The 23,949-nt window shown below is 37.7% G+C and carries 26 protein-coding genes; 25 read left to right on the forward strand and 1 reads right to left on the reverse strand.

Features of this window, described 5'->3' with window-relative positions:
* The first annotated feature begins 21 nt into the window (after positions 1-21).
* The 25 genes from PQ477_RS08810 to PQ477_RS08925 all read left to right on the forward strand — a co-directional run bounded on the left by PQ477_RS08810 (position 22) and on the right by PQ477_RS08925 (position 22,332).
* Positions 22-1,422 (forward strand): FtsK/SpoIIIE domain-containing protein, encoded by a 1,401-nt coding sequence (locus tag PQ477_RS08810; protein WP_274273559.1) that lies wholly within the window; start codon positions 22-24, stop codon positions 1,420-1,422.
* Positions 1,419-2,480 carry a DNA relaxase NicK gene (gene nicK, locus PQ477_RS08815; RefSeq protein ID WP_274273381.1) on the forward strand — a complete coding sequence of 354 codons (1,062 nt, stop codon included), beginning with the start codon at positions 1,419-1,421 and terminating at the stop codon, positions 2,478-2,480. Before PQ477_RS08810 ends, nicK begins: the two co-directional genes overlap by 4 nt.
* A gap of 280 nt (positions 2,481-2,760) precedes the next feature.
* Entirely contained in the window at positions 2,761-3,015 is a 255-nt protein-coding gene (locus PQ477_RS08820) for a hypothetical protein (RefSeq protein ID WP_274273382.1), read from the forward strand.
* Complete coding sequence (locus tag PQ477_RS08825; protein WP_055736564.1) at positions 3,015-3,308, forward strand: hypothetical protein; 294 nt, start codon at positions 3,015-3,017, stop codon at positions 3,306-3,308. Before PQ477_RS08820 ends, PQ477_RS08825 begins: the two co-directional genes overlap by 1 nt.
* A gap of 9 nt (positions 3,309-3,317) precedes the next feature.
* The gene (locus PQ477_RS08830) at positions 3,318-3,620 is read left to right on the forward strand and encodes a hypothetical protein (RefSeq protein WP_274273383.1); all 303 of its coding nucleotides are present in this window, start codon (positions 3,318-3,320) and stop codon (positions 3,618-3,620) included.
* Positions 3,613-4,659: a conjugal transfer protein gene (locus PQ477_RS08835; RefSeq protein WP_274273384.1), complete on the forward strand. Its 1,047-nt coding sequence runs from the start codon at positions 3,613-3,615 to the stop codon at positions 4,657-4,659. Before PQ477_RS08830 ends, PQ477_RS08835 begins: the two co-directional genes overlap by 8 nt.
* A 15-nt stretch (positions 4,660-4,674) precedes the next feature.
* Positions 4,675-4,932, forward strand: a complete 258-nt coding sequence (locus PQ477_RS08840) for a hypothetical protein (RefSeq protein ID WP_274273385.1) — start codon at positions 4,675-4,677, stop codon at positions 4,930-4,932.
* A gap of 13 nt (positions 4,933-4,945) precedes the next feature.
* Positions 4,946-5,470, forward strand: coding sequence for a conjugal transfer protein (locus PQ477_RS08845; RefSeq protein WP_274273386.1), 525 nt, complete (start codon positions 4,946-4,948; stop codon positions 5,468-5,470).
* Positions 5,460-6,641 (forward strand): hypothetical protein, encoded by a 1,182-nt coding sequence (locus PQ477_RS20960; RefSeq protein ID WP_490723217.1) that lies wholly within the window; start codon positions 5,460-5,462, stop codon positions 6,639-6,641. Before PQ477_RS08845 ends, PQ477_RS20960 begins: the two co-directional genes overlap by 11 nt.
* Positions 6,638-7,849 (forward strand): ATP-binding protein, encoded by a 1,212-nt coding sequence (locus tag PQ477_RS20965; protein WP_490723218.1) that lies wholly within the window; start codon positions 6,638-6,640, stop codon positions 7,847-7,849. Before PQ477_RS20960 ends, PQ477_RS20965 begins: the two co-directional genes overlap by 4 nt.
* Positions 7,850-7,863: 14 nt before the next feature.
* On the forward strand, positions 7,864-8,190 hold the full coding sequence (locus tag PQ477_RS08855; protein WP_274273387.1) for an STIV orfB116 family protein: 327 nt from the start codon (positions 7,864-7,866) through the stop codon (positions 8,188-8,190).
* A gap of 14 nt (positions 8,191-8,204) precedes the next feature.
* Entirely contained in the window at positions 8,205-10,361 is a 2,157-nt protein-coding gene (locus PQ477_RS08860; protein WP_274273388.1) for a CD3337/EF1877 family mobilome membrane protein, read from the forward strand.
* A gap of 35 nt (positions 10,362-10,396) precedes the next feature.
* Positions 10,397-11,431: a lysozyme family protein gene (locus tag PQ477_RS08865; RefSeq protein WP_274273389.1), complete on the forward strand. Its 1,035-nt coding sequence runs from the start codon at positions 10,397-10,399 to the stop codon at positions 11,429-11,431.
* A gap of 18 nt (positions 11,432-11,449) precedes the next feature.
* Positions 11,450-11,965, forward strand: a complete 516-nt coding sequence (locus tag PQ477_RS08870; protein WP_274273390.1) for a YddI family membrane protein — start codon at positions 11,450-11,452, stop codon at positions 11,963-11,965.
* 86 nt (positions 11,966-12,051) lie between these two features.
* Positions 12,052-12,426, forward strand: coding sequence for a cystatin-like fold lipoprotein (locus PQ477_RS08875; RefSeq protein ID WP_274273391.1), 375 nt, complete (start codon positions 12,052-12,054; stop codon positions 12,424-12,426).
* 102 nt (positions 12,427-12,528) lie between these two features.
* Positions 12,529-13,647: a DNA cytosine methyltransferase gene (locus tag PQ477_RS08880; protein WP_274273392.1), complete on the forward strand. Its 1,119-nt coding sequence runs from the start codon at positions 12,529-12,531 to the stop codon at positions 13,645-13,647.
* A 24-nt stretch (positions 13,648-13,671) separates the two neighbouring features.
* Positions 13,672-15,069 (forward strand): protein NO VEIN domain-containing protein, encoded by a 1,398-nt coding sequence (locus tag PQ477_RS08885; RefSeq protein WP_274273393.1) that lies wholly within the window; start codon positions 13,672-13,674, stop codon positions 15,067-15,069.
* A gap of 21 nt (positions 15,070-15,090) precedes the next feature.
* Positions 15,091-16,113: a DNA cytosine methyltransferase gene (locus PQ477_RS08890; RefSeq protein ID WP_274273394.1), complete on the forward strand. Its 1,023-nt coding sequence runs from the start codon at positions 15,091-15,093 to the stop codon at positions 16,111-16,113.
* An 814-nt stretch (positions 16,114-16,927) separates the two neighbouring features.
* Positions 16,928-17,674 (forward strand): SDR family oxidoreductase, encoded by a 747-nt coding sequence (locus PQ477_RS08895; RefSeq protein ID WP_274273395.1) that lies wholly within the window; start codon positions 16,928-16,930, stop codon positions 17,672-17,674.
* A gap of 30 nt (positions 17,675-17,704) precedes the next feature.
* A complete protein-coding gene (locus PQ477_RS08900) occupies positions 17,705-18,556 on the forward strand; it encodes an aldo/keto reductase (RefSeq protein ID WP_274273396.1) in 852 nt (283 codons plus the stop codon).
* A 60-nt stretch (positions 18,557-18,616) separates the two neighbouring features.
* Positions 18,617-19,363 (forward strand): SDR family oxidoreductase, encoded by a 747-nt coding sequence (locus PQ477_RS08905; protein ID WP_274273397.1) that lies wholly within the window; start codon positions 18,617-18,619, stop codon positions 19,361-19,363.
* Between the two features lie 91 nt (positions 19,364-19,454).
* Positions 19,455-20,027 (forward strand): sugar O-acetyltransferase, encoded by a 573-nt coding sequence (locus tag PQ477_RS08910; RefSeq protein WP_274273398.1) that lies wholly within the window; start codon positions 19,455-19,457, stop codon positions 20,025-20,027.
* A gap of 27 nt (positions 20,028-20,054) precedes the next feature.
* Positions 20,055-20,459 carry a MerR family transcriptional regulator gene (locus PQ477_RS08915; RefSeq protein ID WP_274273399.1) on the forward strand — a complete coding sequence of 135 codons (405 nt, stop codon included), beginning with the start codon at positions 20,055-20,057 and terminating at the stop codon, positions 20,457-20,459.
* Positions 20,460-20,628: 169 nt separating this feature from the next.
* Entirely contained in the window at positions 20,629-21,726 is a 1,098-nt protein-coding gene (locus PQ477_RS08920; protein WP_274273400.1) for an alpha/beta hydrolase, read from the forward strand.
* 60 nt (positions 21,727-21,786) lie between these two features.
* On the forward strand, positions 21,787-22,332 hold the full coding sequence (locus PQ477_RS08925; protein ID WP_274273401.1) for a cyclophilin-like fold protein: 546 nt from the start codon (positions 21,787-21,789) through the stop codon (positions 22,330-22,332).
* Positions 22,333-23,306: 974 nt separating this feature from the next.
* Here PQ477_RS08925 and PQ477_RS08930 read toward each other — a convergent pair.
* Positions 23,307-23,933 carry a DsbA family protein gene (locus tag PQ477_RS08930; protein WP_274273402.1) on the reverse strand — a complete coding sequence of 209 codons (627 nt, stop codon included), beginning with the start codon at positions 23,931-23,933 and terminating at the stop codon, positions 23,307-23,309.
* Positions 23,934-23,949 lie beyond the last annotated feature (16 nt).

The raw sequence follows: 23,949 nt of genomic DNA on the forward strand, positions 1-23,949 counted from the left end.
GGTCATCGAATCACCCCTCATATGAGACATGCAGTGTGGACAGCAGGATTGGGCGTATTTGTACCCGTTTTCCTAGCTGTCCTTTTTTATAGCTTTAAAGATGCGTTTCCAATCTCTCAATGGAATGATTGGGAGCAGTATAAAGTATTTATTGCGTTTGATAGCTGGAATTGGTCATTCTTGTTATCAAGACTGGCTGTAGCACTTTTAATTGCAGCAGCCGTTGTAGGCATCGTCTACCTTGCGGCATTTGATCAATTCAAACAGCTTCTTCACAAACAAAAAATTGCACGCATGTTCTTTTCAAATCGCTATTACGAACAAGAAAACATCCAAACAGAGTCTAGCTGGTCAAATAAGACCGTTACAAAAAGAAAGATCACTTATTTTCCTCGTGCTTATTATCAAGTGAAAGATGGTTATATTTACGTCCGTATTGCGCTTGATTTAAGCCGATTTCAAGCACGTTACCTTGAGTTAAGTACAGACTTAGAAAATGGCTTATTTTGTGATTTAGTTGATCGTGAAGTCGAGGAAGGATTTGTTGTTTTTAAGCTTCTATACGATGTGAGTAAAAATCGTATTCCAATTCAAGATGTACAGGTCAAAAACGGTTCGATGAGCTTAATGAAAAACGTGTATTGGGAATTTGATAAGCTGCCACATATGTTGATTGCTGGTGGCACAGGTGGAGGGAAAACGTACTTCATCTTAACAATCATCCAAGCTGTGCTTAAATCGAATGCTGAGATTCGTATACTTGATCCAAAGAATGCGGACTTGGCAGATTTAGAAGCGGTTCTTCCAAAAGGAGTGGTGTATTCAAAGAAAAATGGCATTATGATGTGTTTGCGTAAGTCGGTTGAGGGCATGATGAATCGTTCAGAGGAAATGAAACAGATGCCGAATTACAAGACAGGAGAGAATTACGCCTACCTTGGTTTGCCTCCTATGTTTATCTTCTTTGATGAATATGTAGCGTTTATGGATTTGTTGGAACCACAAGAACGAATGGAAGCGTTAGGTTATATGAAACAGCTCGTCATGCTAGGAAGGCAGATGGGCTATTTTTTGGTTCTCGGAGCACAACGACCAGATGCCAAGTACTTAGCTGATGGTATCCGTGACCAATTTAATTTCCGTGTGACATTAGGCAAGATGTCTGAATCTGGTTATGGCATGATGTTTGGTGATGTAGACAAAACTTTTGTAAATAAAAGCATTAAAGGTCGTGGCTATGCCGACACAGGCACATCAACCATATCGGAATTTTATAGCCCACTCGTCACGAAAGGATATGACTTTATGGAAGAAATCAAGCGAGCACAAGTGAGAGTGTATGGAGCGTCGGCGACGGCAGTCGCCAGCGGCAGCGTAGCGACAGAAACGGGAACGAGTGGGAGGAGTGAGCGAAGCGAATGACGACCTCAAAACACCAACCCCCCCTAGCTAACAGGGGGGTAGTAATCTTAGAAAAAGAACCGGAAGAAGTCCAAAACCCTTTAACAGCAATGGTTGACTACTTGCGAGTATCTTTTAAAACACATGATGTTGATTTCATCCTAGAACAAATCGTTCATTTGAAGAAAGCATACATGCAAGAAAAGGAGTCAGGCTTTTATGGTTACATCGGTACCTATCAGCTTGATCATATTAAAGTCTTTTATTCAAAAGAAGGTGACAATCGAGGCGTATTGGTGGAGATGTCTGGTCAAGGATGCCGACAGTTCGAAAGCTTCTTAGATGCGCGCAAGAAAACGTGGTTTGATTTCTTTAAAGACTGCATTAACCATGGTGGCAAGTTCAGTCGCTTTGACTTAGCGATTGATGATCGAGAAACGTATTTTGAAATCCCCATGCTGCTAGAAAAAGTGAAGAAGGGCGAAGCTATTTCACGGTTTCGTAAGTCAGATTTTAATGGCTCGCTTGATATTGCGGACGGATCGAATGGGGGAACGACACTATACTTTGGGTCGAAAAAATCAGAAGCTTATCTTTGCTTCTATGAGAAGAACCACGAACAAGCTGACAAATATAATATTCCTCTTGAAGATCTTGGCGAATGGAATCGCTACGAACTAAGGCTTAAAAATGATCGAGCGCAAGGAGCTGTTCAATCATTGATTCAGTCACAAGATTTACTTAATATCGCTATGCAGATTATTAACAACTACATTCGATTTGTTGATGCCGATGAAGATGCTTCAAGAGAAAAATGGAAAACAAGTGGCTTTTGGAAAGTGTTCATAGGTGATGTCGGCAAGCTAAGCCTGTTTATGCAGCCAGAAGATGAGTTTTACGAGAAATCAAGAAGATGGCTTCAAAATTCATGTGCCCCAACGATGAAGATGGTACTTGAAGCAGATCAGGTCTTAGGCAGACAAGATTTATCAGATATGGTCGTCAATGCAGAGCTGTCAGATAAACAGGAAAAAATGCTCGATGTGCTCTTAGCGAGTCCACGAGACATGGTTTGTTAAACATGGGATTGCTCTTAAAGAGAAAAAAGGAGCTAACCCTGGCATCTGTCAACGGTAAATGGCTGACTGGAATGGAATGAAAGGAATTTAAGGAGTTGATAGATTCACAGAACCAAAACCCTCTTGGCGTTGAAGAAAAACCCATTTTTCTTCTTGCCTACCGGCGAGGGAGCCCCCGAATGAAACCGGGGGTTGGGGGATTAAATAAACACGGTCAAGCTAGTTTAGCTTGCAGGTTTGGACAGCGTCCAAGGTTTACTAAAAATAAGGAGGTGATTACTTGGAGGTTGTGCCCGAGGGCGTTCGGTCTTGTTTGCACACTGGTATAGGAAACAATATTGATTTCTTAATTGCACGAGCAACAGAGATCATTGAGTCACAGCAACGTTTCATGAAAAGTTACGACTTAAAAATGTATGAAGAAGTAAAGGAGGCTTTAGACTGGTACTCAAAACATTGTCTTGAATCAGACTTAGAGAAGGACTTACAGGAGTTTGAACGGCTACATCAAAAAATAAAGGAGGAAGAATCATAATGAAACATGTTGAATTACTAAATAGAGGGCAACTAGAAACAGAGCTAGAGAATCAAGGTATTCTAGATCTTGCTGATCAATTAATTGAACGAATGAAAGAACATGTTCGTTATATGAGCAAACATGTATTTGAACAAGTGGTTATCGATGCAAAGATGGTTGTAAATAATGCTGTGAAAACGATTATTGCTCGATTTGCTGTATACGACTATGAAGACGCATCAGAAGATGGTGGGACTGATCCAATTAAATATGTTGAATTTGAATCACTAAGCCCACTAAAAGAGGTTTAGTGATTTTTTATGTTAGCTCAATACAAGACGTTGGATGAACGGTTTAAGTTGTTAGGGTTTACGGTTGGCATTGGTTCGCAAGTATATGTAATGGATTTAAGTAAACGTTCTATGCTTGTGGTTGAAGGCGTTAGAAAAACGGGCTATTCCACCTATCGATATACGTTCTATAAAATGACGTGCTTGCCCGGAGGTGGTCAACGGCGTTTAAAAGTATACGAGAAAGATGTTTCAGCAAAAAAGGTGTTACGACGAGTAGCATCTTTTTTAGCTTATATAGAACAAGATCAAGGAGGGTTAAAGGATGGCTAAATCCGGTGGGCGCTCGATGATAGAGCGCCTTAAACACCGTTTCAAACGAATCAAGAAACCAACCAAGCAAAGAAACATGATCCGTAAAGATCATTCAAAGAGAACAGCAATGGCCGTGTGGTCATTATTGGGAAGCATTGTTGTCCTTTCACTATTAACTATTCTACTTTCAGTTAATACAAGGTCTGCTTTAAACGAAACCAATGCGCATCTCTCAAATGAAGCAGATGAGGAAGAGTCATCATCTATTTCATTACCTGCTGCTGAACAATATCTTTCAGGGTTTATTGATGTGTTCATCAATGTTGAGAACACTCATAAAGCACTAGAAGAAAGAAAACAAACGCTGAAAAATTATATGGTTCAATCAACTACTTTACAGGACGACAAACATCCGCTTTATCAACTTTCAGATTTAAAAGGTAATAGGATTTTAGAAAGCCATTCCTTGTTTAACATGATAGAGAAAGAAGAAGAAGCCTTATTTCAATATAAAGTCACGTTCATGAACCAAGTTCCAAAAGAAAAAGAGGTAGAGATCGAGCCGGAAGATGATGACGATGAACCAGAGACTGAAACTGTTATTGAAAATGAAGAGACGAAGCAAACGTTACTATTGAACATTCCGGTGATTGCAGAAGAAAGTACTTTTGCCATTGCAGGGACGCCATATTTTTCAGAAGTGTATTCCTTAAATGGAACGATAGAAATAGAGGAAGAGCAACCACACATTGATCCTTATGTCGGGGACGAACAATCAGCGGTTCAGGAGTTTTTACATTCTTTCTTTGAACGATATGCTGCTGAGCCAAAAGAAGAATTGGCTTACATGATGAAGGAGCCGAAAAGTTTAAACGGTGCTTTTTCCTTCGAAGAGATTCAAGATGTAAAACTCGTTGAAGTGGAAAATGGATTTAAAGCAGAGGTAGCTGTGATGTTCAGAGGAAAAGGAACGAACATTCCACAGCCTGCTTTTATGGAATTAGAAATTAATCGACATGAAGGAAATTACTACATCGAATCAATGGATTATCAGTAGAAGGAGGAAAAGAATATGAATCTATTAAATAAATTAATGGTAGGGTCAGTCCCTAGTGGATTACCGACACTAGATGGCGTAGAGAACTGGGGGCTTGTTGTTGTAGCTCAAGTAATAGGGCTGTTTGTTTTTTTCTTGATCGCAAAACACTTAGCTCGATTTAAGATAGGTGGAATTATTATGACATGCATTGTCGGTGGAATCGCCACATTTGTTGTGCAAAATTGGTCTCAAGTGAGCGGATGGATTGAAGCATTCATTGATACGTTCTAAGGAGGTGTAGAAGTTGCGAACGATTTTTAACTACAGGAAAGCATTAAGAGAACCTAAAAAAGTACAGCAGCTAACGGCTTCATATAGTCTACCAATTCCATTTGAGTTGATCCCAGTTATCAACTTTTTTATTTTTATGGCGATGACATTTCTTGTAGGACAGATCATTCGTATGGGTTTTCCTCATGCGTTTGAACGAACCTTTGTGATGTGGTTAATGGGTTTACCCCTAGCGTTAACCATACTCGTAACGAAAATTAAGCCTGAAGGTAAGAACATTTATTTATATTTTTTGGATGTAGCCAAATACTACGTCCAAATAAAACTTCCAAAAAAGCGTTTCTGTAATGATCGAGAGGTCGAGTGGATGAGTGATTCAACAATCCAATTTAAAAGCTGTGTAAAGGTGGTGGCGAATAAACGTGAGTACATTGAAAACACCAATGAAAACGATGAGGAACAATCTACTGTTAACGAGAACGGGCGACGTGTGGGCGTATTACCGCATCAAGAGTCAATCCATTCCCATGCAAAATAAAAAAGTAGTGAACAGCTACAAACGGAACTGGAAAGCCTTCTTTGAAGAACTAACTACGCATAAGGATTTTCATTTAATGATGTACCCACAAGAATATCGGCTAGAAGAACGATTTGCTGACTTGGAACAAGATCTCGCAGAAGACGCAAAGCAAATGGCAGAGTACTATACAGAAGAAACGGTACGATTGCTTAATCAACGGTTAGGAAAAGTCACAAAGAATGATTTTATATTAGGGGTGAAATTAAAGCAGAACTTAGTTAATAGTGATGCTGAACTTAAGGAAAACATGATGTCGATGTTTTCAACGGCTACAGATACAATTGTAAATCTATTAGGGTGGGAACAAAGTGTTTCCACCTCTTTCTTTCAACAATACGAAGAAGCAGAAGAAACAACCGCCAGTTTATGTGCAATGGTGAATGGAATTCGTTTAAGAGAAGACGAATTAATCTATGTAAATCGCTATAACTTCTTACGAGGCTTAGACCATCAAGTAGGGGAAGAGATTGAGAATGCCTCTGTAGATGCGATAACAAACACGTTAATTGATCCAACCTCTTCTGGTGTGTTGAAACTAACAAGCGATGAATCGGAAGGCTACATGTCATTTGTGGTGATCGACGAGTTTCGACATAATATGGCAGAAAGTGAACTATTCTATGAGGCGCAAACGCTCCCTTTTCCAGTAGAGATTGAGATGAAAGTGCAAGTCGAAAGCAAATCAAAAACGAAGATGGATTTGAATTTAAAGAAGCAGCAGCTAAAAGAATCAACGCTGGAACAAAACCGTGTTGGCGATCAAGAAGATTCATCGGTAAGTGCGAGTGCTTATTTAGTGAGACACTTACAAAACGAAATAAAAAAAGATGATGTAGACATGTTGAACTGGTTAGCGGTCATTGTCGTACAAGGGGAGACCAAGAAGGAATGTAAAAATCGGGCAAAGCTTGTGACAAGACATATGAAGTCAGCAGGCATAACGTGTCGTATTCCAGTCGCGGATCAATTGCCTTTGTTCTATAAGTTTCTTCCCGGGGAACGATTAGATGTAACAAACCGAAATTGGCTGCAAAAGACTACTCAAGATGGTTTGGCAGAAGGGTTATTTGGTGTATCAGCTGATGTTGGTTCAAAGATTGGCTTTTTTATTGGTTGGATCCGTTTGTGAAGCATGCTGATTTACAAGGCGCTATTTCAGCAAGTCGATTTCCTGTTTTGTACCATATGTTCTTAGCCAACCAACAGCTCAAAGGGTCAAAGACTCGCTCTCCCCATGTTCTAATAACAGGGGATACAGGCACAGGTAAATCTTTTTTAGCAAAGCTGTTGTTTATCTATGTCAGCATGCTAAATGTAAAATCCTTGTACATTGATCCCAAGAAAGAATTACGGAAATGGATTGATAAGGTAAAGAAAAACCCGAGAGTACAGCAAGAGTATCCACTGTTCACACAGCATCTTGAGAAGTTCCATTTTACAACGCTGGATGCAGCGGATGAAGGGAATTGGGGAGCACTTGATCCAGTTGTATTTCTTCCACCGATGCAAGCAAAGGAAATGGTGCAAGTCATCTTTGCTCAAGTGTACGACTTTAAAGGCAAAGACGATGTTCATACCGCTTTTCTACGAGCAATCACCAATGTATTGGAACAAAAGCAAAACGGGGAGCAAGTTGGCTCACTGACAATTATTGAACTGATGAGAAACCACGATGATTCCGCAGTCCAAAAGGCTGGGGATTTTTTATATGAAGTCGTAGCTGATTCCATTATGAAACTATGTGTTCATGATGGCTCAAATCAAGCACTTTCGTTAAACAAACGTATTAGTATCGTTGAAATCGAAAACCTTGATCTACCAGAAGCGACTGATCCAATTGAAAGCTATACAAACTCACAACTGAAATCAAGTGCCGTTATGTTTGCGCTTGGAAAGTTTTGCGAGCTATTTGGTATGAACAAAGAAGAACGGACAATGGAATTTATGGACGAAGCATGGGTTATCACGTCCAGCCAACAAGGAAGGAAAGTGGAAAAGCAAATGCGTCGTGTAGGGCGAAGTTACAACAATGCCCTTGTCTTTATTTCACAAAGCACGAAAGACGCATTGCGTGAAGAAGAATCAGGAAACTTCGGTGTAGCATTTGCGTTTGATGAACCGACAGAACGAAAAGAAGTGCTTAAGTGGATGAATATGGAGCCGAGCGAAGAGAACGAAGACATGATGGAAAACATGTTTCAAGGGCAATGCCTTTTTAAAGACTATTATGGGCGAACAGCAAAAATGAGCATTGAGTGCTTATTCGACGAATGGTATGGAGCGCTAGAAACCGTTGAGACTTCTTCAGTGGCAACGGCGGAAGAAAAATATTTATAGAAGGGAGGCAGAGGATGAAGTTAGCGATATTAAATTCATTGGTTATTACCAATCAAGGCTTGTATAAGGCAGAAAAAATCACCTTAATGGAAGCACGAAAAATGATGTTCGCACATGAAACGAACTATGAAAGCTATGTTGGGCACGAGTCCTCATCACTCGTTTTAGAAGAACTACTCGGTTTTCCTGTCCCAGTTAACCGTATCCGATTTAGGCAAGAGAAATACCAGAAAGCCCTTTGTTTCAAGTTGTATGACCGCTACATGGAATACAAGAAGCTGACAGAAAAAGAACTACAAAGCGTCAACTATGATTTCTTTCTTCTAACAAGAATGGACTAGAAAGGAGGGAGAGGATGAACTGGAAACAAAAAGCGATTTGGATAAGTATTGGAGCAGTGCTCATTGCCCTGCTCTTTTTTGGTTCTCATACACTCGTTTTTGCGAATGACCAAGAGAATATGACAGAACCAAAGATAGAAGAAAAAGGCGGCGTTGAGCTTTCCATTAAACGCTTTCCCATATCAAGATACGTAGCCAACAATGAAGATGCTGACGGTCGAATTAAAGGGGCGTTCGTAGGCTTTACGAATGTCATCTTTTCTTTAGCTGGGAACGTTGTTCTAGTCGTTGATACTGCAATGGATAAGTTGTATTCATTAGAGCCAATCGATGAATTTGCGGATACATTAACGATAATTTCAACTACCGTATATGATACGTTGAAAGAACACTTCGGCGAGTTGCTGTTTATATTTGCTGTCGGGTACATCGTTTACTTATTTATTGCAAAGGGGAGCGTGCAAGAAGCATTAAGACGCTCAATATTATTCTTCTTAGTACTCGTTGTTGGAGGCTACTGGATGCTTAATGCTGGTTACTTTATGAAGTCATTGAATGCATTGTCTGTTGAAGCTCAAGGCTACATGCTTGAAGCAGGGAACGGATTAATTAATGTGGCTGAAGGCGAAGGTGTTTATGCCGATACGAGTCAAATTGATCCTGAAAACAAGATGGATGGTACTATCTCAATCATGAGAAATGTCTACTTTGATTTGGCAATGAAAAAACCTTATCTCATTGTAAACTATGGTACGACAAGTGAGAACGCAATTAATGAGAATGACCATGCTGATCCAGAAGATTTTCCGGGTGGAAGCCATTTCAACAGAGTAGATCGCATGTTGGCGTTTCAGTTAACGAGTGATGGCGAAAAAGACAGGCAAAGTTATGTAGATGGTGAAATTGACGAGTACAACAACGAAAACATGGGTGGAGGAAATGTCTTTCAACAAATGGGGCAATCCTTAATCGCTTTATTTGGTTCCATTCTGCTCGGTATACCGTTCTTGCTTCTAGCATTACTAAATTTCCTCTTGCAGCTAATCGCATTAGCACTCGCATTCTTCATCCCATTTGCCTTTGTTATGTCTTACATTCCGCAGCTGGCATACTCGGGTTTTGTTAGTATCGGAAAGCTCTTAAGTGTATTTGTGTTAAAGGCAATGCTGGGAATTCTCATATTGTTTGTTTACGTCCTTTGTTTCATTGTTGATGCTGTCTTGCCACCAGAAGGATTTGCGATGTATCTAGTTAATCTAACGGTATTAATTGCTGTATTGCTTCTAATGATTTGGAAACGAGATGCATTAATTAAGATGGTGACAGCTGGAAAAGTCACATCGGTTGATAACAACATGCTTAATCAAGTACGGAATGAAATGGTCAATCCGGCTGTTAACGCAATAAAACCACGCCCGGCAGGTTTACGGGAATCTCCTATACAACAAACCGAGCATCAAGCACCACCTAAAAGTGAGCGTACGAGTGTCAAAGAAGGTCGAAACAATGCGCAACTAGCAGAAGCGCGAACACCACAGACAGATGGAAAACAAGAAAGTCCGTCTTCGGCTGTAGCACACAATGACCAAATGAAGCGTGCTGAACGGACACCTCAACAAGAACGTGAAGAAAAGAAAGCAGAGAAGCGGAAGAAGAAAGCGGAAAAACAAACGTCTAAACAAGAGCAAAAAGAACAGAAGCAACCAAGAGAAGATTTAAGTCCAGTTGCGGCTCATCAAAAAGAAGAACGCCATGCGCCAAGACAAGAAAGCAATCAAAGAGAACACGAACGAACGAAGCAACCACAGCCGCGTGATAATCAGGAACAATCGAATTGTACGCCTATCAAACAAGGTGATGTGACGTACTTAGACGATCATCGAGCGTTGCGTTCGGTAGAGAAATCAGAGAGAGACAATCAATTACGTCAAACAAAAGGTGGAAATTCCGCTAATCAACGAACGGAACAAAAACCTTCACAAAACGAACCTCAATGGATTCAAAACAAAGAGAATCAAGGGGTTCAACCAAATAAAAGGCTCAATGAACGCCAGGATCAACCAAAGACAGAAACTATCAGAACCGCACAGCACAATGAAAAAAGAGAATTAGAAGCGATTGAAAAAGAAGAAGATCGACACACTCGTAGAGCAAAGGGAGCGTCTAAATAGACGTTCCTTTTTGTCGTGAAGAGGGAGGATAAGACATGAAAAAGCTAGGCTGTGGATTGTTTATTGCTGCCATACCATTTTTATTTGTGGCAATGATCCTCATGGGTGTTGTCATGGTAATTACAGGGGAAAGCAACACGACAGGGAGCGATGCCCAATCTGAGATTGAAAGCGACATGGATTCAGAGTATACGTTTAGCGGAGTCAGCCCAGAAATTGAACGGTATCGCCCATACTTTGAACGCTATGCAAAAGAAAAAGGCATTGAAGACCATATTGAGATCTTAATGGCGATGACGATGCAAGAAAGCGGCGGGCGACTTGCCGATGTCATGCAATCATCTGAATCACTTGGACTACCTGTCAATACAATCACCGATCCAGAGCAATCGATTAAACAAGGTGTGAGTTATTTTGCTAATGTCTTGGAAAGTGCTGGTGGCAATACAGAATTAGCCTTACAAAGTTATAACATGGGACATGGTTTCATTAATTATGCGAATGAACATAACAATGGCAACTATAGCAAAGAATTAGCACAACAATTCTCCAATCATATGAAAGAACGCTTAGGATGGAGTGTCTATGGAGATCCTAACTACGTTGATAATGTCATGCGTTATTTAGATAAAACGGAGCCGGATTACGCAGCAGGTGATGCAGATTGGGCACTGCCACTAAAAAATATACGCATTACCAGCGAATTTGGATGGCGAACACATCCAGTTACAGGAGAAAGGAATACGTTCCATGGAGGGCTCGACTTTGGCTGTACACCAGCAGATTCTATTTTAAGCGTGGGAGATGGTAGAGTCGTTGAGGCAAAACATAACAACGTAGGCTATGGCAATTATGTCACTGTTCAGCATAGGAAAAACGAGTTTTCCCGTTATGCGCACTTATCTTCTATAGGTGTATCAAACGGTCAGGAAGTTAATCAAGGAGATGTGTTAGGCAAATGCGGCACAACAGGTTCCAGTACGGGAAACCATCTTCACTTGGAGCATATGACGGAACTTGGTCAAGCGCATCAAGACAAGATAGATCCTAAAAAAACTCTGGGACTTTAACAAGAAAGGGCGGTATCTATGCAAAAGAAAATGATAGCAATAATTGTGTTGTTGCTTGGAACGCTGCTGTTCTTCATCATTCAAAACAGTAGCTTAAAAAACGAGAATCTAACATTGTCGGAGCAAAACGAACAGCTTAAAAACGAAGACGTTCATGAAGATACAAACAAAGAGGCGAAGGAGGTAGCTAATGATTTTATCAATGGCTATTTTAACTATCAAGACAAACCAGTGAAGCAAGAAGTAGAAAGCTATGCCACAAATGAAGTCTTGGAACAGTTACAGTTTGAAGATTCAGAGGGATTAAAAGAAGTTTACGGCGATAGCGAGATAGAGTCGATTCAATCCAGTGTGGAAAGCTTAAGTCTTTATGAGGGGCAATCGTTAGATGATCGTGTGGAGCTTGTTGTTTTATTTGATAATCGAATTGAAGTGAATGATCTATCAAGTGTAGCAATGACCATAATGACGTTAGAAATGGTAGTAGAAGAGGATCAGTGGAAGGTTGCACACTTGACTTATACACAGCAATAGAAAGTTGGTTGGGGAAATCTATGAACCTCTTAGAATTTAAGTGGATAGATGTTAGGATGAACCAAAATTAAAAGGAGATGAGGAAGTTGAAAAAGAGTTTGATAACTATTATTGTTTCATTAGGATTGTTATTAGGAGCGTGTGCTGGAAGTGAATATGACGCTGAAATTGAAGAGGTGATTGATTTATATAAGAATGACGAAACGGCTATGATGTGGATGGATGAAGAACAGATAACCCGTGAGAATGCAGATATTAGTGTGTATGAAGGAGGGCGTTATATTAAGATTGGTTTCTTTGATTTAGAGGATGGAGATAAGACCGTTCGTTATGAGTTTTATGAGAGAAGTGGAGATACTTATGAATGGATGCCTAGAATGAATCAGACGGATGATCGATTGGGTTTGGCGGATAGGGAACCGGAATACATTGAGCGAGAGGGAACTAATAAAAATAATTAGTTTTTTTAATATTCTTTAGTTTATAGGATAATATTTATTAAAGAGTTAACGTATTATGTTTTGAGAAAGAAACATAATTATTAGTTAATCAGATAAAAACATATGTACTCGTTTTTGTTGTATACTTTTATAAGTAAATTACTGAAGGATGTGCAACAAATGAATGTAATAGATATTTTCAGTGGCTGTGGTGGTCTTTCATACGGGCTTAAGATGGCTGGATATAATGTACTGCTTGGGATTGATAATGACCGTGCCGCACTGGAAAGCTTTGAGTATAACCATAAAAGTAGTAGGGTTATCAATCAAGATATAACGACTTTACTTACTCAAGATATAATTGATATTATTAATAAAAAAGAAATAGATGTTATAGTAGGTGGACCGCCATGTCAAGGTATGTCAATTTCTGGACCAAGGCAATTCCAAGATCCAAGAAACAAATTATATTTATCTTTTATTCATAAGGTAGCTGATATACGTCCTAAAGCTTTTATAATTGAAAATGTACCTGGTCTGGTTTCTTTATTTAAGGGAAAGATAAAAGATAGTATATTGGAAGAATTTAGGGAATTAGGATATAATGTTTCTCATCAGATTCTGCTAGCGTCGGATTATGGAATTCCACAAAACAGAAAAAGGGTATTCTTTGTCGGTATAAGAGAGGATCTTGCTAGAGGAAAGTTTATTTTTCCTGCTCCAAATACTTTATTGCAGGATCAAAAAGTTACTGCTGAACAAGCAATTAGTGATTTACCAACACTTTCAGACCATCTATCTTTGGGAGAAGATTTCCAAGAATATAAATCGGCACCTCAAAACAAGTATCAGAAATTAATGCGTCTTAATTCAACGGTTGTCAGAAATCATATTGGAACTAAACATAGCGATAAAACTCGAGAAATAATAGGATTAGTACCTGAAGGTGGGAATTATAAAAACTTACCTGAAGAGTATAGGTCATCTAGAAATTTCAATGTTGCGTGGACAAGGTATCATAGCCAGAAACCCACACACACGATAGATACTGGTCATAGACATCACTTTCACTATAGAGAAAATAGAGTTCCAACTGTTAGAGAAAATGCAAGGTTTCAATCATTCCCAGACGATTTTATATTTATAGGTAATAAGACTGAACAATACAGACAAGTTGGGAATGCTGTACCTCCGATTCTAGCAAAGATTTTAGGGGAAGCTTTGAGTTTTCAAATAAAGTAATTATTTTTGCTAGGGGGTTAATCTGTGGCATATTATGTTATTCCAAATGAATTTCATTATCCTTTACATCATACAAGACCTCGTTTTAAGAGAAATCTAGAAAATGTATTATTCTATGTAAGTTCTGAAATTAGTAGGATAGGTAAAGAAACAAAAGTGGAATTTCAGAATCAATACATGAATTCACTAAAGAGATTTCCTGGGAACAGTACAAGTACAAAAAAAACTTTAGATAATTGGAGAACGGAGATAGATGCATTATTCGGATTAATTTATTACGATGAAACAAACGCTTCTCCAACAAAAAATGCAAAAGAACTTGCAGATAATCAAGATTTAGTGAAGTTTTTCAAACGGTTTTCATATAAATTTCAATATCCCAGTGGAGCATTAAAAAATCATTTTATTAGAGATTATATTAAGAAAGAAATCTTTTTTAGACCAGGACCTTATATTATTAAAATGTTAAATGATGCAGAAAAGGAGTCGGGTATTCGCTGTGGTTTATCTAAAGTAGAAGCGGCATACTGTATTTTTAATGATTTAAGAGTTACAAGAGATCAGAGAGCCCCCTTAAACAGTTGGGAACTAATTAAAGATAATAGGCTCAAAAAACTTGCCTATAATTATACAGGTGATTACGTTAGATATGCTGGGGACATACTAGATTACCTAGTAATTGCAAGGATGCTAAAGCTCAACCCTGATGGAAAGTACTACCTTAATAAAACTGAGAGTCTAGCGATTGAGCGTTTTTGTCAACCGGACAAACCGTTTACTGAATATGAAACAGTAGATATTAATAGTACATCTGTATTAAGAGAGATAAACAATTTAAATAACAGTTGGATTAATTATATGAACGAAGAAATAGATGATGACTATTTTAATACTGATGTATTAGCTTTAATTACTGGAGACTCTACAGACGAATATATTGCTTTAAAAGATCATTTAGAGATGTTGACTAATGGCGAAGTGAACCCGAAAAAAATTGGAGATATAGGCGAAAGCCTAATTGTTAATCATGAAAAATTATACTTAAAGCTTAACGAACGAGAAGACTTATGTCATCTAGTAAAGTTAATTCCTACAGATTTAGCTGTAGGCTATGACATATCGTCTAGAGGTTTAGATGCTACAAGTAAATATATTGAAGTGAAGACAACAGCGAGTAATAGCAGGTTGAACTTTTCAAGGTTCCACTTAACAACAAATGAATGGAATACTGCAGACTCTTCACGAGGAAATTATTTTGTCTATAGATTATTAGTTAGTAGTGAAGATGTTCGATTACATGTGTTACAAGACCCAGTGGGTCTTTATAAAAAAGATAAAATTAGAATGTATCCAAAAGATGGTGCTGATATAATTTTCGATCCAGATGAGTGTGGGTTTAGTGAGAAGTTATTATTTGTTTAACTTTAATGAGAGGGATGAATTATGTATAGAGTAGTATCGCTATTTTCAGGGTGTGGTGGCGGTGATATAGGACTCCACGGTGGTTTTACTTTCTTAGATCATTATTATGAACCATTAAACTACCAAACTATTTTTGCAAATGAAATCAACACCAAAATTTCCAATTTATTTAAGGCGAATTTCAATATTCAACCAATTGAGGCGGATATTAGAGAAGTTGAAAATTCTTCAATTCCTGAACATGAGCTTTTAGTTGGAGGATTTCCATGTGTATCATTTTCGATGAGTGCACAGAACCCTCCTAGATTAGGAATTAATAATGACCTTAGTGGAAAACTATTTTATGAGATGGTTAAGATACTTAAAGATAAACAACCAAAGGCTTTTATAGCAGAAAATGTAAAAGGTTTGTTATCAGCAAATAAGGGAAAAGCGCTGCCATTAATTATTAATGAATTTAAGAAAGCTGGATATAATGTTAAATACGAAATTATAAATTCAGCTGATTACGGCGTACCTCAAAAAAGGTATAGGATTTTTATTGTGGGAATACGCAATGATTTAGACTTTGAATATCAATTTCCTGAACCGACACATTTTCCAGCGGATTCTTTTTTTGAGCCAAAATATACGAGACTTACTCAGGTGATCTTTGAAGAAGATGATATTGATGAGAAGTATTATTTTAGTCAAAAAGCAATAGATGGGATGTTAAGAGCAAAAAAAGATATGAACAAAGGAAGAGCACAAAATATTAATCAACCTTGTAATACAGTTGGAGCACATTTAGCCAAGGTTAGTCTCAATAGCACAGATCCTGTCTTAAATATTAATGGTAGGTTTAGAAGGTTTACTCCCAGAGAGGTAGCTAGAATTCAATCATTCCCGGAATCTTATCAATTGACGGAATCAGAAGGAACTCAATACATTGGTTTAGGGAACGCAATTCCCCCGGTTGTAATGTGGCACATTGCAAAATCATTAAGACCATTGTTTCAGAATGATATAATTCAGACGAACACACCTATGCATTCATTTAGCTAATGTTGAACTATTTTCATGTTAAATATTGTTTAAAAACGAATTGTATTTAAATTATCTAATGAAAAAGGCACTAATGTGATTGTTTTGGTTAATTTATTTCTTGTAAATAGTTTCTTATATAATACGTGAGGTATAATCTGCAAACCAAAATGCTAACAAACTTATAACAAACACATGGAATTAGTGAGACCAAACATGGGAGAGATACATCAACAATCCTATAATCATGGGCTTCATGGAAAAGCGAAGCCCATACAAATCCCCTGATACAGAAATGGTGTGGTGGTGCTCAGTAATTTACTGTTTTTAACAGGCTCATAAGTGCTGTCACATTAGGCTTTTCTAACAATGAAAATGTTCTTTATTTTTTATAGATAAGAAATGCAAACCTTTATCACTTTAAAGTGTAATAGCTATAATGTAGTAACCGTCAGGTGCGATTGGTATAGCTGTACTCATAACAATTATGACTACGCGCCAAGAGAATCTTATGGCGGCTAATTTAAGCATGGATATAGCGATGACTAATGGCGTTAATTAAGCTTTAATTTTCGCTGGTAGCACAATGGTCATTGCCTTTATTTTGTCTTAGTTTATATCAAAGAGTAACCAGGAATAAGCTCAAAATGAGAAAACAAGCGTAACAGTTGAATGTAGAGCTTATTAAAAGAACCCTAGAGGGTTCTTTTTTTATCTTGAAAAGTTGGCGATAGAAAAATCAATTATCTATTAAGAGAAGTTTTTTTTTGGCTTGACTTAAAGTTAACTTGAAGGTGTAGTGTGTAATGTAAATAAGAAAAGGAGTTGTGAGCGCATGGCAATAAAAGATAAAGTGGTAATCATTACAGGAGCTTCTTCAGGTATTGGTGAAGAAACTGCAAAGCTCCTAGCTTCTAAGGGCGCAAAATTAGTTTTAGGTGCACGCCGAGAAGAAAAATTGAAAGAGATTGCTCAGCATATATCCGACAGCGGTGGTAAAGTGGTCTATAAAAAAATGGACGTTGTAAATCCTGAAGAAAACGACGATTTAGTATCTTTAGCAAAGGAGACCTATGGAAAAGTAGATGTCATTTTTTTAAATGCGGGAATTATGCCTAATTCACCTCTATCTTCCTTAAAAACAAACGAGTGGAACGACATGATTGATATCAACATTAAAGGTGTGTTAAACGGCATAGCGTCTGTAATGCCAGAATTTAAGAAGCTAAAAAGTGGGCACATTATTACGACGTCTTCTGTTGCGGGATTAAAAGCTTATCCAGGTGGGGCAGTCTATGGTGCGACAAAGTGGGCTGTAAGAAATTTAATGGAAGTTCTTAGAATGGAATCGGCACAAGAAGGGACAAATATTCGAACGGCGACAATCTATCCTGCCGCTATCAACACAGAATTATTAGGGACGATAACTGATCAAGAAACATTAAACGGTTTTACATCTCTTTACGATGAATATGGAATTTCCTCTGAACGTATCGCCAAAGTTGTCGAATTTGCTATTGATCAACCTGAGGATGTAAATGTGAATGAGTTTACAGTTGGTCCAACAAATCAGCCCTGGTAGGATAATGCTTGATTAATAGGAGGTATTAATGTGAAAAGCGTTCGAATAGCTGGCAGAAAAGTTTTTCCGATTGGACTAGGAACAGCTAACATGGGAAGTGACAAGTCAATCTACAACCAAGAGCTTGAGGCAATAAGAGGTGGATTGGAAGCAGGTATACAGGTTATAGATACAGCAGAAAGTTATGGGAATGGCGATGCCGAGAATCTAGTCGGTCATGCAATTGCTCCTTTTGATAGAAAGAACTTATTCCTTGTTTCAAAAGTCTTGCCAAGTAATGCTTCAAAAACACAAATACCTGTTAGTATTGACCGTTCGTTAAAGCGCTTAAACACTGAATACTTAGATATGTATTTGCTTCATTGGAAAGGGAATATCCCCATTGAAGAGACGGTTCTAGCAATGGAGAAAGTAAAAGATAGCGGGAAAATAAAGGCTTGGGGTGTATCAAATTTTGACGCCGAGGATATATATGCCTTAAGAAGAATGGACGGTGGTATTAATTGTTCTACAAATCAAGTCCGATACAATTTGGGAGATCGTGGCATAGAGTTTGATTTACTTCCTACATTGAATCAATTTGATATGGCCCTAATGGCGTATTCTCCAATAGCTAGAGGAGATCAGTTTGGAGCAAATCTTACAAAGCAAAAAAAAGTCATCGAATTGGCAGAAAAATATAATGTTGACGTGTTCCAGATCCTTTTGGCGTGGAGCATTCGAGACGGTCAAACGCTTGCTATACCTAAGTCTAGCAAAATAGAACATGTCTTAAAAAATGTGGATGCCGCAACGATATCGTTAAATAGTGATGACCTGAGAAAACTAGATGAAGTATCACCAAAACCGACAAGTAAGATGCCTTTAGCCTTGTGGTATTAAGAGACATGTTAAAGAAATTTGTTTGAATAGCGTTTAAATATCTAAGGAGGATTTACAGTCATGGAAAACATTAAAGGTAAAGTAATCGTTATCACGGGGGCTTCTAGAGGGATTGGAAGAGCTAATGCCATTTATTTATCTAACTTAGGAGCAAAAGTAGTAATAGGTGATCTTCTTGGCGATCGTTTAGAAACGGTTAAAGACGAAATTCGTTCAAATAAAAATAACGTTATAGCAAAAACCACCGACGTGACAAAACGTACTGATATAGAGGAGCTTGTATCACTTGCGGTTGAACATTTTGGAAGAGTCGATGTTCTAATTAGTTGTGCTGGAGTGATCCCGCAATCGTATCTTTACAAGAATGAATATGAAGATTGGGAGAATGCAATTGATGTAAATATTAAAGGTATACTTTATGGTATCGGAGCTGTATTACCGATTATGCATAAACAAGAAACTGGACATATTATTAATATCTCTTCTATTGGAGCGTATAATGTAGGTCCTGGTGGTGCGGTATATAGTGCAACAAAGCACGCGGTTAGAGCTATTACTGAAGGATTAAGGCAAGAAGAAGCAGAGGTTGGTAAGAATGTACGGGTTATGAGTGTTTCGCCGGGGTCAATTGATACAGAATTTACTCATTCAATAAAAGACAAAGAAATTCGAGCGCAATTTGACAAATTAAGTGAAGATGCCATTGAACCAGAATCCGTAGCTCGAATTATTGCATTTGCGATTAACGAAGAAAAAGATGTAGGTTTAAATGAAGTAATTATTAGACCGAGTAATCAGGTTTTGTAAATGGTAAACAACGATTTATTTTGAGCAAGTTTATGTTAGTTAACGATTATTCGAGACAGAATAATTCAATATGAAACGAAGGATGAATGACATGGAACAAGATATTTTTGATAGAGACAAAAATGGAGAAATTATTTCAATTGATGATCCTGAATTTCCAAAGATCGGACAAGCAATCGAAAGAGCACAAAAAATTATCTCTAGGTTAAATAACAGCTATCACGATGCGGCGGCTGTACGATCGATTTTCAGTGAGCTTACTAGTTCCATCGTGCATGATTCTTTTGAATTGTTGCCTCCTTTTTATACTGACTTTGGACAAAACATCCGTGTAGGTAAAGACGTTTTTATTAATCAAGGCTGTACATTCATGGACAGAGGTGGAATTACAATTGAAGATAAAGTCCTTTTTGGACCGAAAGTGAATTTAGTTACGATTAACCATCCTGTAGCTCCGAACGAACGTAGAAGTACGTATAATAAGCCTATTCATATTAAAAAGGGTGCATGGATTGGAATCAATGCGACGATAATGCCAGGTGTGACAATTGGGATAAATTCAATTGTCTCGGCAGGATCAGTGGTAACAAAAGATGTTGACGATAATGTTATCGTTGCCGGGGTTCCTGCTAAAGTAATAAAGCAGATCAATCCGGATGAATAGGGGGGTTATAACATTAAAATCGGCGAAGTGGCAACTAATTTAGGAATCAAAGAACATACGCTGAGGTATTACGAACAAATTGGATTAATTGTTCCAAAAAGAGATGAAAACAATGTACGTTTGTATTCAAAAGAAGACCAGGATTGGGTTGAGTTTGTCATGCATATGAAAGAAACAGGCATGACGTTAGAAAAGCTGAAAAGGTATATAGACCTATGGCATTCAGATGACGATATGGAGGAGCTACTAGCAATTCTAGATGAGCATAAGCAGAATGTAAAAAATCAAATATCGGTCTATCAAGCAAACTTAGAACTTCTAGACAAAAAGATAACGTTCTACGAATACAGCAAACAAAATGGAACGGATAAAAATTTATTTAAAAAGTTTGTAGATGATAACCAGGGTAAAAATAAATCTGAAAAAATATGAGACAGTTAAATCAAATTAACTGTCTCTTCTTTTATTTTTAGAAAAATTGTGTAAAAATCTACTAAACCCTTGTCCTCAACTGCACTTTAACCCTTACCCTATTAATACTCTTACTGAATAAAAAAACAAAATTCTGTGAGATATTATTTTGAAAAATGGAGGGATTAATTTGGAAAAGAAACGTATGATCCGGAATGGGGCGCTGGTTGCTGCACCATTGATAGCTGTTGGTGCCATTATACAATTTACCCTTGCCGATTCCAGTGGAGAAAATAATGTAAGTGCAGACGAAAATGAAACGGAAACGGTTGAATGGGACAAGACATTCCCTGAAAACGAAAATGTGGAACACCAAAAAGTTACGTTTGAAAATAGATACGGAATTGAACTGACCGCAGATATGTACTTACCTTCAAATGTGGAAGATTTAGAGAACATGGAAGCAATTATAGTGGGTCACCCATTTGGAGGTGTTAAAGAACAAACATCCGGACTATATGCACAAGAAATGGCAGATCGAGGGTTTGTGACAATTGCTTTTGATGCATCATTTAATGGTGAGAGTGGCGGCGAACCGAGGAATATTGCATCTCCAGAAGCATTTGTAGAAGATTTTAGTGCCGCGGTTGATTTCTTAGGTACACAAGAATTTATAGATCGCGATCGAATTGGTGTTATTGGCGTTTGTGCAAGTGGGGGCTTCTCGATCAGTGCTGCATCAGCAGACCCTCGATTAAAAGCAGTGGCTACAGTAAGTATGTACGATATGGGGCGTGCACATCGAGAGGGTCTAGGTTATGCACCAATTCCTGATGAATTTATGACTGAAGAAGAAAGACAATTAGCTTTAGAAGAATCAGCGGAACAACGTTGGATTGAGTTTGATGGGGGAGAGGTTAGCTATGATTTAGTAGGCGAAGCAGTTCCATTAAAACCTTCACAAGAAGCGGCAGCAGAAGAGTTCTCAGAGTATTATGGTACGGAAAGAGGTCAGCACCCTCGTTCATTACCAATGACTTTAACAAGTAGAGGCGCACTCATGAATTTTACTCCATTTAGTCAAATTGAAACCATTAGCCCTAGACCTATGTTATTTATAGCAGGTGAAGAAGCTCATTCAAGATATTACAGCGAAGAAGCGTATGAATTAGCTTCTGAACCAAAAACTTTAGAAATTGTACCAAATGCAGGGCACGTTGACTTATATGATCAAGTTGATTTAATCCCATTTGATACATTAGAGAGTTTCTTTTCGGAGAATCTTTAAATTAACTTGGAGTGGCTCTGATTAAGAGCTTCTCTTTTTTACAGAGGGGTATAAATAATAATGAACTATAAAAAGTTAGTTATTTTTACACTAGTGTTTTTCCTAATCGGCTGTTCAACGGAAGACCAAATAGATTCAAATGAGGACGATAATATTGAAAATGATATCACAAATAACGACGAAGCCGGAGAAATAAACGAAGGTGGAGAGGAAAGGGATTTAGAAGATCAGATTGAAAGTGAGGTGGATTCAATGAATCAAATACAATTTACATTTGAAAACGGGACTTTTAATGGCGTTTTATATGAGAATGAAACAACTAATGCTTTAATTGAACAGTTGCCGTTGTCCATTACAATGGTAGATTTGCACAACAACGAGAAATATTATGATTTAGATGAATCGTTGCCAACACAGAGTGAACGCGTGAACAATATATCAAAAGGTGATTTAATGCTTTTTAATTCAAATACACTTGTCTTGTTCTATGAAGATTTCTCAACGTCCTATTCTTATACGAAGTTGGGATATGTTGAAGACCCTGATCAACTGGGGCCGGTCTTAGGCACGGGAGATATAGAAGTAAACATTCAATTAATTAACTAACTAACCTTTTTTAGAATTCTAGGTTTTTTTATAGGAATTCCTTTATCCATAAAGCTGTAGGGTTTGATGTTTGGCAATTTTAAAAGGGACTTAAGACGATTTACCTCTGTTTAAATTCTGAAAAGAGAAGATAAAAATCTCTCTAGACTAAAAGAGTATAACTGTACTGGATGCAATATAAAATAGAATTAAAGCGTAGTATGAACAAAAATTTAACTAGCTCCATTAGTAAATTGCTTAGTTCAAAAGATGAAGTTTCTACTATATATAATGTGCTAACTAATTTGCAAACCAAATTGCTAACAAACTAATAACAAACAGATGGAATTAATGAGATCGAACAGGGGAGAGAGGCACCATCAATCCTTTATTCATGGGCTTTACGGAAAGGTGAAGCTCGTGCAAAACCCCTGATACAGAAATGGTAAGGTGGGGGTAAGCGGTTCAAGTCCGCTTGGAAGCTTTCGTATAGGTACTGGTACATTAGGGTTTCTCCGGTGATGGAGGGGCTTATTTTTTTGTGAAAAGGGGTTTGCATAAAAAATCACAAACCTTTTACAGATAGATCAGTTAAATTTTTTGAAAGGTAGCTGGAATCCTTTTTAAGATTAAATATTATCATATTTATAAATTTTACAGATAAGTCTTAGAATAGAAAAGCTATAATTACAACAACTATTAATGCCATTGGAACAAGGATTAAATACATTTTAGAAAAAGTACTCATACTTTTTTCATTGCTATAATTAGAATCTGTTGAGTTCATTGCGATGAGCGTAACTATTAATCCGACAACACAAATAATTGAAGCGAAAAGTATAATCCAAATCATTTAATTGAGTCTCCTCATAATATATTTTATAAAACTGTATGTATGTCGTAAGTCTAACATAGAAAACCTAGCAATATTTTGTATATTACTAGGTTTTTAAATGACCTAAAAACAAACGTTTTGTGAAAAATTCTTTAGTTTATTACATTGCTTCATTTAAACGTATTTCCAATTTTTCATTAGTCATAACTCCTCCGCCAAGAGGAATTAATTCATCACCTTTTTTAAGAAGCAATGTCGGAAAACTATTGATCCCCAGAGCTTGAACCTGTTCAAATTCATTATAGGCGTCTTTGGCAGAAATATTACTATTAAATCTATTTATCACAGCGTCTGCATCTAAACTGTTGTTTCTAGCAATTTCAAGATATGTTTTCTCAGAACTTAGACTTTTTCCTTCAACATAAAATTTAATCTGCATTTCCGAAGCTAATTTATAGGCTTTATCAGGGGCAAAGTACTTCAAAGCTGACAGCCCTCTAGCAGCGGCTTCTGAATCTAATACAAAAGAGCCTTCCTCTAATAGCTTTTCGTATTTTTCTCCAAATTCTGCCCCTGTTAACTTGTGAATTCTCTTGTTAGCTTCTGGAATATGCGGGTAAGAGCCTATCGAGCTCTTCTTAGATCCAATAAATAAGCCACCTGACAAAACGGTTAATTTCAACTCAGGATGGGATGCGTGGAAAGCCTTTAAACTATCAGAGAAACCGTAGCACCATCCACAATATGCATCCCACACATAGACAAGAGACATCCCTTTATTGTTCATAGTAAGAATAAACTCC

It is taken from the genome of Shouchella hunanensis (assembly GCF_028735875.1).
Classification (GTDB): domain Bacteria; phylum Bacillota; class Bacilli; order Bacillales; family Bacillaceae_D; genus Shouchella; species Shouchella hunanensis.

Coding starts and splice junctions, on each gene's coding strand:
- PQ477_RS08890 (WP_274273394.1), top strand. CDS start 15,091: ATGTATAGAGTAGTATCGCTATTTTCAGGGTGTGGTGGCGGTGATATA.
- PQ477_RS08905 (WP_274273397.1), top strand. CDS start 18,617: ATGGAAAACATTAAAGGTAAAGTAATCGTTATCACGGGGGCTTCTAGA.
- PQ477_RS08835 (WP_274273384.1), top strand. CDS start 3,613: ATGGCTAAATCCGGTGGGCGCTCGATGATAGAGCGCCTTAAACACCGT.
- PQ477_RS08925 (WP_274273401.1), top strand. CDS start 21,787: ATGAACTATAAAAAGTTAGTTATTTTTACACTAGTGTTTTTCCTAATC.
- PQ477_RS08810 (WP_274273559.1), top strand. CDS start 22: ATGAGACATGCAGTGTGGACAGCAGGATTGGGCGTATTTGTACCCGTT.
- PQ477_RS08870 (WP_274273390.1), top strand. CDS start 11,450: ATGCAAAAGAAAATGATAGCAATAATTGTGTTGTTGCTTGGAACGCTG.
- nicK (WP_274273381.1), top strand. CDS start 1,419: ATGACGACCTCAAAACACCAACCCCCCCTAGCTAACAGGGGGGTAGTA.
- PQ477_RS08880 (WP_274273392.1), top strand. CDS start 12,529: ATGTACTCGTTTTTGTTGTATACTTTTATAAGTAAATTACTGAAGGAT.
- PQ477_RS20960 (WP_490723217.1), top strand. CDS start 5,460: ATGCAAAATAAAAAAGTAGTGAACAGCTACAAACGGAACTGGAAAGCC.
- PQ477_RS08910 (WP_274273398.1), top strand. CDS start 19,455: ATGGAACAAGATATTTTTGATAGAGACAAAAATGGAGAAATTATTTCA.
- PQ477_RS08895 (WP_274273395.1), top strand. CDS start 16,928: ATGGCAATAAAAGATAAAGTGGTAATCATTACAGGAGCTTCTTCAGGT.
- PQ477_RS08840 (WP_274273385.1), top strand. CDS start 4,675: ATGAATCTATTAAATAAATTAATGGTAGGGTCAGTCCCTAGTGGATTA.
- PQ477_RS08825 (WP_055736564.1), top strand. CDS start 3,015: ATGAAACATGTTGAATTACTAAATAGAGGGCAACTAGAAACAGAGCTA.
- PQ477_RS08930 (WP_274273402.1), bottom strand. CDS start 23,933: ATGAACAATAAAGGGATGTCTCTTGTCTATGTGTGGGATGCATATTGT.
- PQ477_RS08855 (WP_274273387.1), top strand. CDS start 7,864: ATGAAGTTAGCGATATTAAATTCATTGGTTATTACCAATCAAGGCTTG.
- PQ477_RS08865 (WP_274273389.1), top strand. CDS start 10,397: ATGAAAAAGCTAGGCTGTGGATTGTTTATTGCTGCCATACCATTTTTA.
- PQ477_RS08860 (WP_274273388.1), top strand. CDS start 8,205: ATGAACTGGAAACAAAAAGCGATTTGGATAAGTATTGGAGCAGTGCTC.
- PQ477_RS08830 (WP_274273383.1), top strand. CDS start 3,318: ATGTTAGCTCAATACAAGACGTTGGATGAACGGTTTAAGTTGTTAGGG.